General features: G+C 62.6%; 13 protein-coding genes and 1 pseudogene. 3 read left to right on the top strand and 11 right to left on the bottom strand.

Annotation, left to right across the window (positions count from 1 at the left end):
• Positions 1-76: 76 nt before the first annotated feature.
• From WBK23_RS19195 to WBK23_RS19155, 9 genes are all read right to left on the bottom strand, one after another.
• A complete protein-coding gene (locus WBK23_RS19195; RefSeq protein ID WP_424485528.1) occupies positions 77-520 on the bottom strand; it encodes a potassium channel family protein in 444 nt (147 codons plus the stop codon).
• The gene (locus tag WBK23_RS19190; protein WP_424485527.1) at positions 511-1,548 is read right to left on the bottom strand and encodes a DUF2955 domain-containing protein; all 1,038 of its coding nucleotides are present in this window, start codon (positions 1,546-1,548) and stop codon (positions 511-513) included. Before WBK23_RS19190 ends, WBK23_RS19195 begins: the two co-directional genes overlap by 10 nt.
• A complete protein-coding gene (locus tag WBK23_RS19185; protein WP_424485526.1) occupies positions 1,548-2,663 on the bottom strand; it encodes an HlyD family secretion protein in 1,116 nt (371 codons plus the stop codon). Before WBK23_RS19185 ends, WBK23_RS19190 begins: the two co-directional genes overlap by 1 nt.
• Entirely contained in the window at positions 2,660-4,228 is a 1,569-nt protein-coding gene (locus tag WBK23_RS19180) for an efflux transporter outer membrane subunit (protein ID WP_424485525.1), read from the bottom strand. Before WBK23_RS19180 ends, WBK23_RS19185 begins: the two co-directional genes overlap by 4 nt.
• Complete coding sequence (locus tag WBK23_RS19175; RefSeq protein ID WP_424485524.1) at positions 4,218-5,321, bottom strand: AI-2E family transporter; 1,104 nt, start codon at positions 5,319-5,321, stop codon at positions 4,218-4,220. Before WBK23_RS19175 ends, WBK23_RS19180 begins: the two co-directional genes overlap by 11 nt.
• A 109-nt stretch (positions 5,322-5,430) precedes the next feature.
• Positions 5,431-6,258, bottom strand: coding sequence for an ammonia-dependent NAD(+) synthetase (gene nadE / locus WBK23_RS19170; protein WP_424485523.1), 828 nt, complete (start codon positions 6,256-6,258; stop codon positions 5,431-5,433).
• A 358-nt stretch (positions 6,259-6,616) separates the two neighbouring features.
• Positions 6,617-9,154 (bottom strand): penicillin acylase family protein, encoded by a 2,538-nt coding sequence (locus WBK23_RS19165; protein ID WP_424485522.1) that lies wholly within the window; start codon positions 9,152-9,154, stop codon positions 6,617-6,619.
• A 294-nt stretch (positions 9,155-9,448) separates the two neighbouring features.
• Positions 9,449-9,652 (bottom strand): SEC-C metal-binding domain-containing protein, encoded by a 204-nt coding sequence (locus WBK23_RS19160; protein WP_424485521.1) that lies wholly within the window; start codon positions 9,650-9,652, stop codon positions 9,449-9,451.
• Between the two features lie 6 nt (positions 9,653-9,658).
• Entirely contained in the window at positions 9,659-10,156 is a 498-nt protein-coding gene (locus WBK23_RS19155; protein ID WP_424485569.1) for an LEA type 2 family protein, read from the bottom strand.
• Between the two features lie 112 nt (positions 10,157-10,268).
• Between WBK23_RS19155 and WBK23_RS19150 the strand changes: the two genes are divergently transcribed.
• A complete protein-coding gene (locus WBK23_RS19150) occupies positions 10,269-10,835 on the top strand; it encodes a hypothetical protein (RefSeq protein WP_424485520.1) in 567 nt (188 codons plus the stop codon).
• A gap of 47 nt (positions 10,836-10,882) precedes the next feature.
• Here the strand turns inward: WBK23_RS19150 and WBK23_RS19145 are convergent, their stop codons facing one another.
• The gene (locus tag WBK23_RS19145) at positions 10,883-11,353 is read right to left on the bottom strand and encodes a YchJ family protein (protein ID WP_424485519.1); all 471 of its coding nucleotides are present in this window, start codon (positions 11,351-11,353) and stop codon (positions 10,883-10,885) included.
• A 4-nt stretch (positions 11,354-11,357) separates the two neighbouring features.
• Positions 11,358-11,855, bottom strand: coding sequence for a DUF6231 family protein (locus WBK23_RS19140; protein ID WP_424485518.1), 498 nt, complete (start codon positions 11,853-11,855; stop codon positions 11,358-11,360).
• A 423-nt stretch (positions 11,856-12,278) separates the two neighbouring features.
• Here WBK23_RS19140 and WBK23_RS19135 point away from each other — a divergent pair.
• Positions 12,279-12,632, top strand: a pseudogene (locus WBK23_RS19135) (OmpA family protein); the annotation flags it as partial.
• A 124-nt stretch (positions 12,633-12,756) separates the two neighbouring features.
• Positions 12,757-13,497 carry an OmpA family protein gene (locus WBK23_RS19130; RefSeq protein WP_424485517.1) on the top strand — a complete coding sequence of 247 codons (741 nt, stop codon included), beginning with the start codon at positions 12,757-12,759 and terminating at the stop codon, positions 13,495-13,497.
• The last annotated feature ends 218 nt before the right edge of the window (positions 13,498-13,715 follow it).

The following is a 13,715-nucleotide window of genomic DNA, read 5'->3' as shown; positions in this document are numbered from 1 at the left end:
TTTTTCATGTTTCACCTGCGGCAAAGCAGCCGAGGGCAGCCACTGCCGCACTTCCTTTGCGGTGGCTTTGTGCGGTTTATCCCCGGGAGTCTTTCTGTTGCTGGGTGTAGTGCTTGACCACGTCGTTGAGTGCGGTGGTCATCACCGCAGTGGATACGCCGAACATGAGGATGCCATTGGCCGCCTCTATGGGGCTCAGCAGCTGCCGCGGTGGCGAGAGGACGAAGTCGCCGTAGCCCACGGTGGCAAAGGTTACGCCGGAAAAGTACAGAGCCTGGGCAAAGCTCTCGAATTCGCCGAGCACGACGAACAGCACGGCCCAGATGGCCATCTGCAGGAAGTTGCCGACCAGTAGCAGCAACATGACCATGCCCAGTACCAGGATGGTGCTGCCTGGTGATGGCTGGTTGAGGCTGTGCCGGTACTCGACATAGCGGCGCAGGCTGAGGGCGACCATCACGGCCTGCAGCAGCAGGCACAGCATCATCACCGGCAGGCCGATCAATAGATTCAGGAACATGGGCTCTCCTTGGTTGGCGTTTGCGCGCGCTGGTCGATCAGATGGACAGCCGCACAGGCGTAGAGGGTGACCAGGATGAACAGGCCCATGCGAATGGCAAAGGCGGTGTAGACATCCTTGCCGGCCGCGCTGTCCTGCACCGACTGGCCGAGCAGGATGATCAGGGTGGTGCAGGCGTTGAGCCAGAAGCCTGCGCTCAGCCGATTGGCCACCAGTTGGTAGAGCCGTCGCGCCAGCAGCAGGATAAACAGCAGCATCAGCAGAAAAAACATCCACAGCTGCGGCAGGATGCTCAGCAGCGTCCAGAAGAGCATCGCCAGCGCACCGCCGAGCAGGGTCGAGCCGAGCAGTTCGCGGCCGGCGTCGCGGGCGCTGGTGCTGCACACCTGCTGGCCGAGGTTGACCGACTTCATCACCAGCGGCATATAGCTGGCGGGGTCGATCAGGGCCAGCAGCCAGGCCGGCATCACCACCAGCATGGCGCGCAGGGCGATCCAGCTGGAGCGGCCGTTGTCCATGGTCGGGTCTTTGCTCGCGGGCGGCAGGCCGCTGGGTTCGGGGAACAGTAGGTGGCTGAAAGCCACGCACAGGGTGGTTAGCAGCACCGCCTTGACCAGCGCCTCGACCACCGTCTGGCCCAGAGCCAGGGACGCCGTGCCGGCGGCGGAGATCATGGTCAGGCCGACGACCAGCAAGGTCGAGAGCAGGCCGTTGCCGCCACGCAGGGCGAAACGGAAGCTGAAGAACAGGCAGAGCGCCACCAGCAGTACGCCGCTGACCGGTGAATGACGCAACAAGGGGCTGAGCAGCAGGCCGCTGCCGCAGGCCAGGGTGACTACCAGGGCCAGGCCCAGCCCGGCCTTGGCACTCAGTGGCTGATTGCTAGAGGCCAGCAGCACCAGTACCAGCATGGGTGTGAGGAACGGCAGCGGCAGGGCCAGGCCGAAGCCCAGCGCAGTGCCGCAGGCCACACCGCAGGCCAGGCGCAGGGCGCGACGGTGGCGGGGATCGGCGGCCGAGATGTTCATCAGTAGGCGAAAGACAGCCAGCTCATTACGCGCAGGAAGGCGCGGCCGAGCAGGTTCAGCGGGTTGCCATCGCTGGGGAAGGCCATTACTTCGGCCTGGCCGCCAACGCGCAAGCCGCGGTAGTCGCCCAGCTCGTCGGCCTCGAACTCGACGATCACCGGGAAGCGCTGTGCCGCGCGCAGCCAGTCGCGGTTGTTCTCCACGGTCGGCAGGCTGCCGGGTGGCGGTGCCTGGCCGACGCTGATGCCGGAGCCGATGCTGCGCACACGGCCGCGGTAGATATGCCCGGGGCGGGCATCGAGGACGATGGCTACCGGCGTACCAGGCTGCAGGTGGCCAAGGTTGTTCTCGCTCATCTCGGCGCTGATCCACAGGTCGTTGAGGGCGATCAGGGTCATCTGCGGGCTGCCGGCTCCGGCGTACTGGCCCACTTCGATGCGCAGGTCGGTGATCAGTCCGGCGGAGGCGGCTTTTACCTGGGTCTTGCTCAGGTCCAGTTCGGCCTGCTCCACTGCGGCGGTGGCGCTGCGCAGGCGGGCGTTGTCTTCGCCGCTGCCACCTTCGGTTTCGCGGGCCTTCTGCACCTCAGCCTGGGCCGCGGCCACCTGGCTGCTGGACTGTTGCAGGTTGGCCCGGGAGATTTCCAGGCGGCGTAGGGAAATGGTGCCGGGATCCTCGCGGTACAAACGTTCCAGGCGCTCGCGGTCCTGTCGGGCCTCAAGTTCGCCGGCTTCGGCGGCGCGCAGCGACGCCTGGGCGGAGTCGATGGCGGCGGTGCTGGCACCGACCTGGCCGCGCATATTCTGCAGCTCTGCGCGGGCCTTGGCCGCAGCGATCTCGTAGGGTTCAGGGTTGATTTCGAACAGCACCTGGCCGGCCTTGATCATTTGGTTGTTGCCGACCAGCACCCGGCTCACGCGGCCGGCCACTTCCGGGGCCACCGCGACCACATAGGCCTGCACTCGCGCCTGTTGGGTGTAGGGGGTGAAACGGTCGGCCAGCAGGTACCAGACCAGGGTCAGGCCAATCACGGCCAGAACGACCTGTACGCCACGGCGGCTTGGATCCTTGCTCTTGGCGGGTGCGGCTGGGGCATTCTCGGGTTTGTCGGTCATGGTGCATCTGCCTGGGCGGCTGGTGCCGGAGTGTTCGCGGGTTGGTCGGTCATGGTGTGTTTGCCTGGCGGGGCGGGTTGCTCGTCGAGCAGGTCGCCCCAGTCGGTACGTTGGCGCATCTGTTCGCGGGTGTCTGGGTCGAGCAACGGTTGGTTGCTGTACCAGCCGCCACCGAGGGCGCGATAGAGGTCGATCAGGTTGCTCAGCGCGGCGCTGCGTGCCAGCAGGTAGCCATCCTGTTGGGCGAACAGGGCGCGCTGGGCGTCCAGCACCCGCTGGAAGTCGGAATAGCCCTCGCGGTACTGGGCGTTGGCCAGGGTCAGCGAGCGTTTGGCCGAGAATGAGGCCTCGCGCAGGATGCGTTCGCGCTCCAGGGCCTTGGTCAGGCCGGTGGCCGCGTCATCGGCCTCGCGCGCGGCCTGGCGTACGCGGTCGCGGTAGGCCTCGATCAGTTGCTGCAGACGGGCGTCCTGCACGCGCACGTTGTTGCGCAGGCGGCCGTGGTCGAACAGGTTCCAGGTCAGGTTTGGGCCGGCACCGAGGTTGAGCGTCTGCGGGCTGCCATTCAGGCTGCTGGCCGACCAGCCAATGGTGCCGAGTAGGCTGATCGAGGGGTAGAGGTCGGTTTCGGCTACGCCAATCAGGGCGGACTGGGCGGCCACCTGCAGTTCGGCGGCGCGTACATCCGGGCGGCGCAGCAGCAGGCTGGCCGGCACGTCGGCGAGCAGGGCCTGGTCGACCAATGGCACCAGGCCGGTTTCTGCATTCAGCTCGGGCAGGCCGCCGGGCGGCTGGCCGATTAGCATCGCCAGAGCGTTGCGGGTCTGCGCCACCTGGGTTTCCAGTTCGGGCACGCTGCTCAGGGTACCCAGGTACTGGGTCTTGGCTTGTTGCAGGTCGAGTTCGTCGCTGTTGCCGCTGTTGAACAGACGTTCGGTGATGTCCAGGCTGCGCTTCTGCAGCTTGGCGTTGTTGCGCGCGATGCCCAGGCGCGCCTCGGCGGTGCGCAGGGCGAAGTAGCTCTGCGCCACCTGGGTGCGCAGCAGCACCAGGGCATCCTCGTAGTTGGCCTGGGCGGCGAAGTAGCTGGCATCGGCGGACTCGATGGCGCGGCTGTAGCGGCCCCAGAAGTCCAGCTCCCAGCCGATATCGAAACCGCTGCCGTACTGCCAGGCGCTGCTGTCCAGTTCGGGGGCACCGTCGTACTGGTTGCGATCCAGGTAGAAGGCGTCGGCGCTGGCCTGCTGCACCTGCGGGTAGCGCCCGCTGCGGGCGATGCCGAGCTGGGCGCGAGCTTCCAGGATGCGCAGGGCAGCGATGCGCAGGTTAGGGTTCTGTACGTCCGCCTCGGCAATCAGGCGATCAAGCAGTGGGTCGTCGAACTGCGCCCACCATTGTCGCTGCTCCGGTTGGGTCTGTTGCGTGCTGGCCGCTGCCAGGGCGTTGCTGTCCCAGTGGTCGACCCAGTCCTGCCGGGGCGATTGGAAGTCAGGACCCAGGCGTACGCAGCCGCCGAGGGCGGCCGCAGTCAATAGCGCCCAACAGCGCAGGGGCTTATTCACCATCCTGTGGGCTGGCCTGGCCGGTGGCCATAGGGTTGTCGACCCATTGCCAGAACAGCTTGTAGCCCACCGCCAGCAGCACCGGGCCGATAAACAGACCGATGATGCCGCCGGTGACCATGCCGCCCAGGGCACCGATCAGCACCACCGGCATCGGTACATCCACGCCACGCCCCAACAGCAGGGGCTTGAGCACATTATCGGCGAGCCCGGCGACGAGGACGTAGATCGCGAAAACGATGGTGCTGAGCGTGGCACCTTCGGCAAAAAACACATAGCCGATCACCGGCAGGATGATCAGCATGGCGGGTAGCTGCATGATGCCAATGACCAATACCCCTATGGCCAGCAGGCCGGCACCGGGCACGCCCTTGACGATGAAGCCGGAACCGATCAGCAGCATCTGGATAAAGGCAATGCCGATCACCCCTTGAGCCACGGCCCGAATGGTGGCGGTGCACAGGTCGACCAGCATATCGCTGCGGCTAGGGTCGACGATGCGCGCGGAGATGCGCTGGGCGCTGCGGTGGCCAGTCTCGCCATAAGCCATGATGATGCCGGCGATGATCAGCGAGCCGATAAACGCCAGCAGGCCGAGGCCGGCCCCGGCCAGTTTACCCAGCAGCCCGAGCGCGGTGTCTTTGACGTGCGGGGCAACCTGCTGCAACACGCTGCTGATGTCGGAGGCTGCCTGGGACCAGAACGCATGCAGGGGTTTGCCGATCAGGGGCCACTGGGCCACGGTGTCGGGTGGCGCTGGCAGGTGCAGATTGCCTTCCTTGACGACGGCGATGGCGCTCTGCACGGACTCGGTCAGTGAGGCACCGAGCAGGTAGGCGGGTACCAGCAGGATGGCGATGGCAATCACTACCAGCAGCGTCGCGGTACGGCCCTCACCGCCACTGATACGGCGTTTGAGCATGCCATGCAGCGGGTAGAGGGTGACGGCGAGGATCAGCGCCCAGAACATCAGACTGAGGAATGGGCTGAAGACTTCGTAGCAGGCGACCACCAGAGCGGCAATCAGGCCCGCACGTATGAGAGTGTCGAGCAGGGTGCGGGAGAAAACCCGCTCTGGTGTGGCGTTCGGCAACATATGGTCTTCCTTTCCTAGAGTGGCTTAGGCCTGCCCGGGCGGGTGGCCCGGTTGATACTTTGAAAAAAGCGTAGCCTGCTGCGAGCATTTCAGCCTGCTGTCCCTGCATTCAAGGCACTAGGGGAAGCTCGCGCTTGTGCCGGGTGGCATCAAAAGTGCGCACGATGATTGCGTAAGCCTCGTCGCGTACGGGCTGGCCGTGCAGGAAGGCGTCGATTTCGGCGTAGCTGACGCCGTGAGCTTCCTCGTCCGGCTTACCGGGACGCAGCTCTTCCAAATCGGCGGTCGGCACCTTGAACACCAGATTGTCCGGCGCGCCGAGGTGCTTGGCGATGGCCCGCACCTGGCCTTTGACCAGGCCAGACAGCGGAGCCAGGTCGCAGGCACCGTCACCGAACTTGGTGAAGAAACCCATCACCGCTTCCGCCGCGTGGTCGGTGCCGATCACCAGGCCATTGTTGGCATTGGCGATGGCGAACTGGGCGACCATGCGGATGCGTGCCTTGATATTGCCGGTGACGAAGTCGCGACGGGCATCAGTCAGTTGCTGCAGGTGAGTCACCTGCTCGCCGAGGCCCAGCACGCTGCCTTCGATATTCACCGTGTCTTCTTCGTCGGCGCGGATAAATTGCAGCGAGGCCTGGGCGTCATGTTCATCGTGCTGGGTGCCGTGGGGCAGGCGCACGGCAATAAAGCGATAGGCCGAGTCAGCGGTTTCCGCACGCAGCTCTTCCACCGATAACTGTGCCAGGCGGCCGGCGGTCAGCGAGTCGACGCCACCGCTGATGCCCAGTACCAGCACCTTCAGGCCGGAGTTCTGCAGGCACTGTTTGATAAAGGTTTTGCGCTGGTTGATTTGCGCGACCAGCGCCGCTTCGTCGGCGAAGGGCGGCACCACGTCGAGGGCAGCGGCGATTTCGGCTTGGCGGTTGCTCATTTCAAAGTCCTCACTGGGAGCAGAACAGGTGGCTTATGCGCTCGCGCGGCAGCAGTGCCCGGCGGTATGGCATCAAGCGTTATGACAAAGCGCAAAGCTTACGTTGAACAGGCTGCAAAGTGCACGCTAGAGCTGCATGCCTTTGTGAGACGGAAAGCGTTGCCGGCAAAAAATTGCCCGGAGCAATTTTTAACATCGCGAAGCGATGGCCCGGAGGGTGGCTGCCATGGATGGCAGACATAAAAGAAAGGGCGCTAAAAAGCGCCCTAAATGATGATCTATGGAGTAAGTCCACTTTGTCAGAGCGGCCGCCACTGGATTGGTTCAGTGGCGGCCGACGAACGGTCATCGAACGGCCTTACTTGCCGGGCATCAGCAACAGGCGCTTGCTGCCATAGGCCTTGTCGAGATTGCGCGACTGGAAGGGGAAGCTCATGTACTGGCCCTTGAGCCAGGCATCGATGCCGTCGGCGTAGTGCGGGCTTGCCGGGTTGCCGGACTGGCCCGAGCTGTTGAGGCCGATCAGCGGCTCCTCGCGGCCGAAGTCGACGACGATGCGCATGGCCGGGATCAGCCAGGTGTTGAAGTCCTGACCCCAGTGGTAGGCCGCTACGTTGAGGGTGCCGTGGTCGCCGCCGGCCGGGTAGGGGCCGCGGTCCAGATAGCCCTTGATGGCGTTGATGCTGGTGTGCTGGCTGGGGCTCATGTATTGCGCCAGCTGGCTGGTCTCGGTGGTCCAGTTGTAGGTGTGCAGCTTGCCCCACTGCCAGGCGCTGCGATCGGTGCCCAGTGCGGCTTCGCTGAAGGTCACGGCCGCGGCCAGGCTGCGGGCGAGGATCGCTGGCTTGGCTTCTTGCTGCGGGGTACGCCGATCATTCCAGAACGGGCTGTCTTCACGGCCCAGCAAGTGGTCGGCTTGTGCTGAATAGGAGCTGTCGGCGGTGTCCACTAGGGCTTTCCAGGCCGGGTTGGTTTCCGGGCCCAGTTCGTCGAGGAAGGTCTGCCGTGCACTTTCATAGAGGAAGGCGCTGTACAGCGCGGCGTCGCCGGAGGTGGCGGCCATCTTGCCGTTGAATTTCATCAGCCGCTCGTACGCTTCACGGGCTTTGCCACGCTCGGCGGTTGGCAGCGCATCGATGGCCGCCTTCAGCGGGGCGGCCATGCCCGGTGCGCTGAACATGTTCTGCAGCTTGGCGACGAAGGGCGAGGTCTGGTCGTACTGCATGGCAATCATGCTTTGGCTGTCATGCCGGCCGGTAGCGGCCAACTCGGCAATGCGCTCGGCGCGCTCGGGGTAGAACCACGAGTTGGACAGTTGCATGCCATAACCGCGCGGCACGGTGCGGTGGTTGGCGGTGCCCAGCCAGCCTTGCGGCGGGTCCTGGTCGTAGGGGTGCAGCATCGGGTCGGCGAAACCGTCCCACTCATACTGGCTGTCCCAGCCGGGCGATGGCATCAGGCCCAGCCCGGCGCGGCGATTGGGGAAGCGCCCGGTGACTTGCCAGCCAATATGCTGGGCATCGGCGAAGACGATATTCAGCGGCATGGCGCGTACTTCACGAGTGGCCTCGAAGGCCTGTTCGACCGATTGCGCGCGGGACAGGTTGAAGAATGCGTCGAGGGTGGCGTCCGCCTCAAATTGCGTGGTTTTCAGGGCCAGGCCGTAGCCGCTGTTCACTTGCAGCGGTTGCAGCATGTGTTTGCGCTCGCCCAGCACCGAGTTCAGCAGCGGGCCGTGGCGGGTTTCATAGATGGTTTCGCGGATCGGCCGCTGGCCCTTAATAAAGAAGGTTTCCTGGCGCTCTTGCGCCGTCAGCCATTTGCCGTCGGCCAGGTATTGCAGGCGGCCGCCTTGGCGTTTGGTCTTCTCCAGAAACAGGTCCTGGTTATCGCCCATGACCATGGTCATGCCCCAGCCGAGCTTGCCGTTGAAACCGGCGACAATGGCTGGCACACCGGCAATCGACACGCCTGCAGCCTGGTATTTCGGCGAACGGATCTGCACGAAGTTCCACACCGAGGGCATCGACAGCGGCAGATGGGTGTCGTTGGCCAGCAGGCTCTTGCCGCTGCGGCTGCGCTGTGGCGAGAAGGCCCAGTTATTCGATGCCGCGACGCCGAGCATATGCGCATCGGCAAACTGGCTGACGGCGGCGCTCACCGAACTCAAGCCGGCCAGCTGGCCATTAAGGTCGAGCCCCTTGAGTTTGGCAGCCTCCTCAAGCGGCAGTGGCTCGTCAGGGTAGGTTGGCAACAGCCAGGCCAGCTGCTCGCTGCCGACCTTCTGCGCCAACACCAGCGAGGCAATTTCTTCTTGCAGGTTGACCGCCAGGCCGAAGTTCAGCAGGCAGAACACCAGCACCGAGTCTTCGGCCTTCCAGTAGGCCGGGCGATAGCCGGACTCGGCCAGGTCCATCGGCAGCTTGTCTTTGTAGCGGAACAGGTAGGCATTGACCCCGCGCGCATACACCTCGAAGAAGCGTTTCAGGCGCGGTGAGGCATTGCTGTAGAGCACATCGGCGCTTTTTTTCAGGTTGACCGCGCGCATGAAACGGTCCATTTCCAGCACGCCGGGGCCGGCCATTTCGGCCAGGCGGCCTTCGGCCATCAGGCGCAGGCCCACCATCTGGCTCAGGCGGTCACTGGCATGTACATAGCCGAGGGCAAACAGGGCGTCGTGGAAGGTGGTGGTTTCAATCAGCGGCATGCCCATGGGGTTGCGCCGGATCACCACGCTCTGTGCCAGCCCCTGCACGCGGACGATGCCCTGGTCCGGCGGCACGCTGTCGCTGTAGCGGCTGTTGAGGAACGATTGGCAGCCACTCAGCGCGATAAGCGCAGTCAGTACGGCGGCGAGGCTTAGGTAGGCCGTGGGACGAAACGCGCGCGATAGCATGCAGCAGGCTCCTTGCTGGGTGGGAGGTCAGTCGGACGGTGCACGCGCCTTCCTGATGGTGCGTGCAGGGTACAGGTGCGAACGTACTAAGTTAGCCAGCGGCCATGGCCCTGACAAGGCGCGTGAACCGAGCATCAGGTGCCTTTCCGGTAGTCGTGCGAGCGATCGTCTGGTATTGCCGCGCCAGTGGATTGGGTCGCGCTATTGGTGCAGCCCTTTAATGCCTGAGCAGTACCTGGAATCGAGCGCTTCGGCCGCGTCGGGGTGACTGCTCAGCAGGGCCGTGTTAAGCGCTTATGCGCCGTGGCACTTTTTGAATTTTTTCTGGCTGCCGCACGGGCAGGGGTCGTTGCGGCCAACGTCTTTCAGGCTGTTGCGCACCGGCTCCTGGTGCGCGTGGCCGCAATGCGGGCCATGCACATGACCCTGCTCATGGGCGTGGTCGTGATCATGCTCGTGGTTGCAGTCGGGGCCGTGGACGTGTTCTTGCTGGGTCATGTGCAGTTACTCCGGGATAAAATCGCCGGGAATTATCTCGCCATTACGCGACATGTGCACGCTTCGTCCGAACATCAAGCCGGTTTTTACCGAGCCTTGCAGGCGATAGGGGATAGGTTTGTCCGGTTTTTCCAGGGCTTTGACGATTTGCCGCAGGTGCCGCCAGAGGTTGGTGCGCACTGGTACATCGAAGCTGTGGTGGCCGCGGGCGGGCACGGTAAACCAGACGTCTGACTCACCCTCGGCCAGTTTTACCTGGTTAAGGTGAACCACGTACTCCAGCCCGCGCACTGGCAGGCTGATGTTGTTGGGGTTGTCGATACGAAAACGCAGCGTGAAGTGCTGCTCCAGCAGCTTGGCTTTGACCACATCGACTTTGACCAAGCGGACTTCAGGGTCTTTGAAATCACCTGATGACCAAGAGGAGCAACCGCCAAGGCCACAAAGTAGGCCAAAAAACATCAATAGGCTGAGAATTCTTATCGTTTGCGCCTGATAAAACATTGCATACTCCGAATGACGCATCAGTGTAACAAGCAAGTGCTTGGCTGCAACCTGTTGTGACGGTAAAAAAACCTGCGCCATACTGAGCAACGATTAGGACAGGAGTATGACGATGGCTCGCTATGAAATCGCCTTTAGCGCGCAGCTGGTGCCGGGCGCGCAGTTGGAGTTGGTGAAAGCCAATCTGGCCAAGCTGTTCCAGGCCGATGAGCAGCGCCTGGCCTTGCTGTTTTCCGGGCGGCGGATCGTGATCAAGGGCAATCTGGATGCCGCGGGCGCAGAGAAATACCGCTCGACTCTGGAGCGAGCAGGGGCCCTGGTCGAAGTCGCCTGTGTGGAGGAGGAAATCGAGGAAATCGAACTGGCTGCGCCGCCTGTCCCTGTTTCTGCGCCGGTAGCAGCCGCTGCGTCCGTCGCGCCGACCCAGGCGGCACCAACCGGGCGCTTGCAGGTGACTCCGCGTGACGAATATATGGCGGCGTTTGCCGAGGTGGATGCGCCGGATTTCGGCATGGCCCCCTTGGGCGATGACTTGCAGGATGACAAGCCTGATGTACAGGCTCCGCCACTCGACCTGTCACAGTTCAGCCTGGCCCCGGCAGGCAGTGATATGGGCGAGATAAAGAAGGCCCCGGCTGGCCCGCCGCCGGATATTTCGCATTTGAAGTTGCAGGAATAGCCGTCACTCCGCCATGGAGCAATGCTTGAGCAGTGCTCCATGCGCGCTCAAAGATAGCTCGAACAACACTTCTTGAATTTCTGCCCGCTGGCACAGGGGCATGGGTCGTTGCGACCACTCTTCAGGTCGACCGTGGGGTCGATAAAGTACCAGCGACCGGCGTGTGCGACGAACGCCGAGCGTTCCTGATGGCTGTGTTCGCCATCCGCATCACGCCAGCGAGCGGTGAACGTGACGTAGGCGTGCTCGGGTTCACCGCTGATGGCTTGCGCGTTTTCTACTGCAAGGCCCAGCCAGGTGCTGCCCAGGCTCCAGGCGCTGATGGCTTGGCGATCCAGCCCAGCTTGCTGGGCCGGTAGGGTGGTGGTTACTAAATAGTCGATCAGGCCAAGCGCATAGGCGCTATAGCGGGAGCGCATCAGTGCGTCGGCGCTGGGGGCCGGAACACCCGCGTGATAGCGCCCGCAGCATTGGTCCAGCGCCTGGCCACTGGCGCATGGGCAGCTTGCGGTGTTCATCGACTTACCACCAATACTTGCCGAAGTTTTCCGGGTTGGCCCAGAACTTGGCATTCAGCCAGTCCGGCACCTGCTTGTAGTCGAGCAAGTCGTAGGTGAACAGGTTGAGTACCTGCTCGTCCCGCTGAAAACGTTCGCTGGCTTGCAAGGCCAGGGCAAAGAAGTCGGTTTCCTCCCAGGAACAGGCCTGTAAATCCACCAGCACCGCCAGACGGCTGGCATTCAGGTTACGGATGCCGCCCAGCAATTCCAGCCCCACGCGCTTGGGCAAGTGCTCCAGGCAGTCGACAATCAGTGCCAGATCAAAGCGTTGTGCGGCCAGTTCGACTGGCAGTGGGCCGGGGACGGCGTGGGCAACCTGGCATTCGGGGTGGGCTTGCAGGAATGCATCGATCGCTGGCAGCTCACACGCGCCGACCAATAACAGGCGGTTTGGGGTATAGCGCGCCAAGAGCGCAGCAACGGCTTGTTGCGGGGTACGTGGCGGCAGTGCTTCAGGCATGGACAATCCTCACTCAAGTGGCGAAAGACTAACGTGCGGCTGCGCTGTGGCCTAGTACTGATCGTGCTGTCAGAGTCATTGCATATTCTGGGACTGGCGTCTTTACTTCCTCAGTATCGGTTTTAGGCCGATTTACCAATAGGAGACGTATATATGAGCATCACCAGGAACGCATTGCCCCTGATTATCGCGAGTACCTTTTTGACCGGTTGTGCCGGGCTGCAGAAAACGGATTGGCCAACCTGTGCCGCAGTCGGCGGTGTAGGCGGTGCTGCTCTGGGTGCGATTGAGAGCTCCAGCTGGGCCGGCGGCGGTGCCGTGGTCGGTGCAGGTATGGCGGCGGCTTATTGCTGGGTGCATGGGGCCAGTGAAGAGCAGGTCGTGGTCGTTGAAGAAGTTGTTGAAGAAGTTGTAGTCGAAACTGCCGAGCCTGTACGCGTTGAGTTGGATGTGAAGTTCGACTTCGACAAAGCCAAGGTCAAGCCGGAAAGCTATGGCGATATCAAGAATCTGGCTGACTTCCTGACTCAATATCCACAAACCACCACCGTGGTTGAAGGGCACACTGACGCCGTGGGTAGCGATGCCTACAACCAGGGCCTGTCCGAACGCCGTGCCAATGCCGTGCGTGACGTGCTGGTCAATGAGTACGGTGTGGGTGGCGATCGCGTCAATGCCGTGGGTTATGGCGAGGCACGTCCGGTTGCGGATAACGCCAGTGCTGACGGTCGCGCGGTTAACCGTCGCGTAGAAGCCGAAGTAGAAGCTCGTCCTTAACAGCCTGTATCCAGGCTGCTGAAGAAACAAGCCAGACCCAAGCGGGTCTGGCTTGTACAGCCTGAAGGCTAGGTCTTTACTCCTAAGTTACCGGCACTAGCCGGCATTACAGGAGATTTCTACCATGAGAGTTAGATCCGTAATGGGGTTAGCCCCCATTCTCTTGGTCAGCAGTGTTCTTTCAGGTTGCGTCACAACTTCCAGTACGGGAGATGCGCCGCTCAACCAAGGGAACTGGCCCCTGTGTACTGCGCTTGGTGGTCTGGCTGGTGGTGGCCTAGGCGCAATCGAAAGTTCTTCGTGGGCAGCAGGTGGTGCAGTGGCCGGTGCGATTGTCGGCACACTGATTTGCTATGCCCAGGACGGTGATGAAGACGATGACGGCGTTTTTGACCGCCGTGACCGTTGCCCTGGGACTCCCGCCAATATGCCTGTGCACCACAATGGTTGCCCGCTCAAAGTCTACGAGAGCGCACCGGCGGCGGAAGAGCCTGCGGCCGTCGAGGTGGTTGATTCGGTTCGAGTCGAGTTGGATGTGAAGTTTGATTTCAACAAGTCGGACGTCAAAGAAGGCAGCCAGGCAGATATTAAGAGCCTTGCCGACTTCATGAAGCAGTACCCGCAAACCACTACAACGGTTGAAGGGCATACCGACGCGGTTGGCAGTGATGCCTATAACCAGGGGCTGTCCGAGCGGCGTGCGAATGCCGTGCGTGATGTACTGGTCAATCAGCATGGCATCGACAGTGGCAGGGTTTCCTCCGTTGGGCACGGCGAGTCGCAGCCAGTGGCCGATAACGAAAGTGAGGAAGGTCGTGCCATCAACCGCCGGGTTGAGGCGGAAGTCGAGGCACAACCGCAATAAATAATGAAGTTAAGCACTACCAGGCCGTTGAGAATCCAGCGCGCCGAAGCAGGGGCATATGCGTCTCTGTTTGATGCCTGAGGGCGCGCCAAGCCTGTAATTGGTTCTCAACGGCCTGTTAGTGGTTGGACAGTGGCAAACCAGTAAAAGCTGCGAAGGCATCCGGCCTTCCTGGTTTTTACTGGTCTTCTGGTCGCAATCTCCCAAAGCAGTTAAGG

This window comes from Pseudomonas sp., from assembly GCF_049653025.1.
Classification (GTDB): domain Bacteria; phylum Pseudomonadota; class Gammaproteobacteria; order Pseudomonadales; family Pseudomonadaceae; genus Aquipseudomonas.
Note: the sequence above shows the minus strand (reverse complement) of the source record. Positions and strands in the feature narration are given on the sequence as shown.

Bases quoted from the DNA above. Each gene is read 5' to 3' on its own strand.
- WBK23_RS19195 (WP_424485528.1), bottom strand. From the start codon at position 520: ATGTTCCTGAATCTATTGATCGGCCTGCCGGTGATGATGCTGTGCCTG.
- WBK23_RS19190 (WP_424485527.1), bottom strand. From the start codon at position 1,548: ATGAACATCTCGGCCGCCGATCCCCGCCACCGTCGCGCCCTGCGCCTG.
- WBK23_RS19185 (WP_424485526.1), bottom strand. From the start codon at position 2,663: ATGACCGACAAACCCGAGAATGCCCCAGCCGCACCCGCCAAGAGCAAG.
- WBK23_RS19180 (WP_424485525.1), bottom strand. From the start codon at position 4,228: ATGGTGAATAAGCCCCTGCGCTGTTGGGCGCTATTGACTGCGGCCGCC.
- WBK23_RS19175 (WP_424485524.1), bottom strand. From the start codon at position 5,321: ATGTTGCCGAACGCCACACCAGAGCGGGTTTTCTCCCGCACCCTGCTC.
- nadE (WP_424485523.1), bottom strand. From the start codon at position 6,258: ATGAGCAACCGCCAAGCCGAAATCGCCGCTGCCCTCGACGTGGTGCCG.
- WBK23_RS19165 (WP_424485522.1), bottom strand. From the start codon at position 9,154: ATGCTATCGCGCGCGTTTCGTCCCACGGCCTACCTAAGCCTCGCCGCC.
- WBK23_RS19160 (WP_424485521.1), bottom strand. From the start codon at position 9,652: ATGACCCAGCAAGAACACGTCCACGGCCCCGACTGCAACCACGAGCAT.
- WBK23_RS19155 (WP_424485569.1), bottom strand. From the start codon at position 10,156: ATGTTTTATCAGGCGCAAACGATAAGAATTCTCAGCCTATTGATGTTT.
- WBK23_RS19150 (WP_424485520.1), top strand. From the start codon at position 10,269: ATGGCTCGCTATGAAATCGCCTTTAGCGCGCAGCTGGTGCCGGGCGCG.
- WBK23_RS19145 (WP_424485519.1), bottom strand. From the start codon at position 11,353: ATGAACACCGCAAGCTGCCCATGCGCCAGTGGCCAGGCGCTGGACCAA.
- WBK23_RS19140 (WP_424485518.1), bottom strand. From the start codon at position 11,855: ATGCCTGAAGCACTGCCGCCACGTACCCCGCAACAAGCCGTTGCTGCG.
- WBK23_RS19130 (WP_424485517.1), top strand. From the start codon at position 12,757: ATGAGAGTTAGATCCGTAATGGGGTTAGCCCCCATTCTCTTGGTCAGC.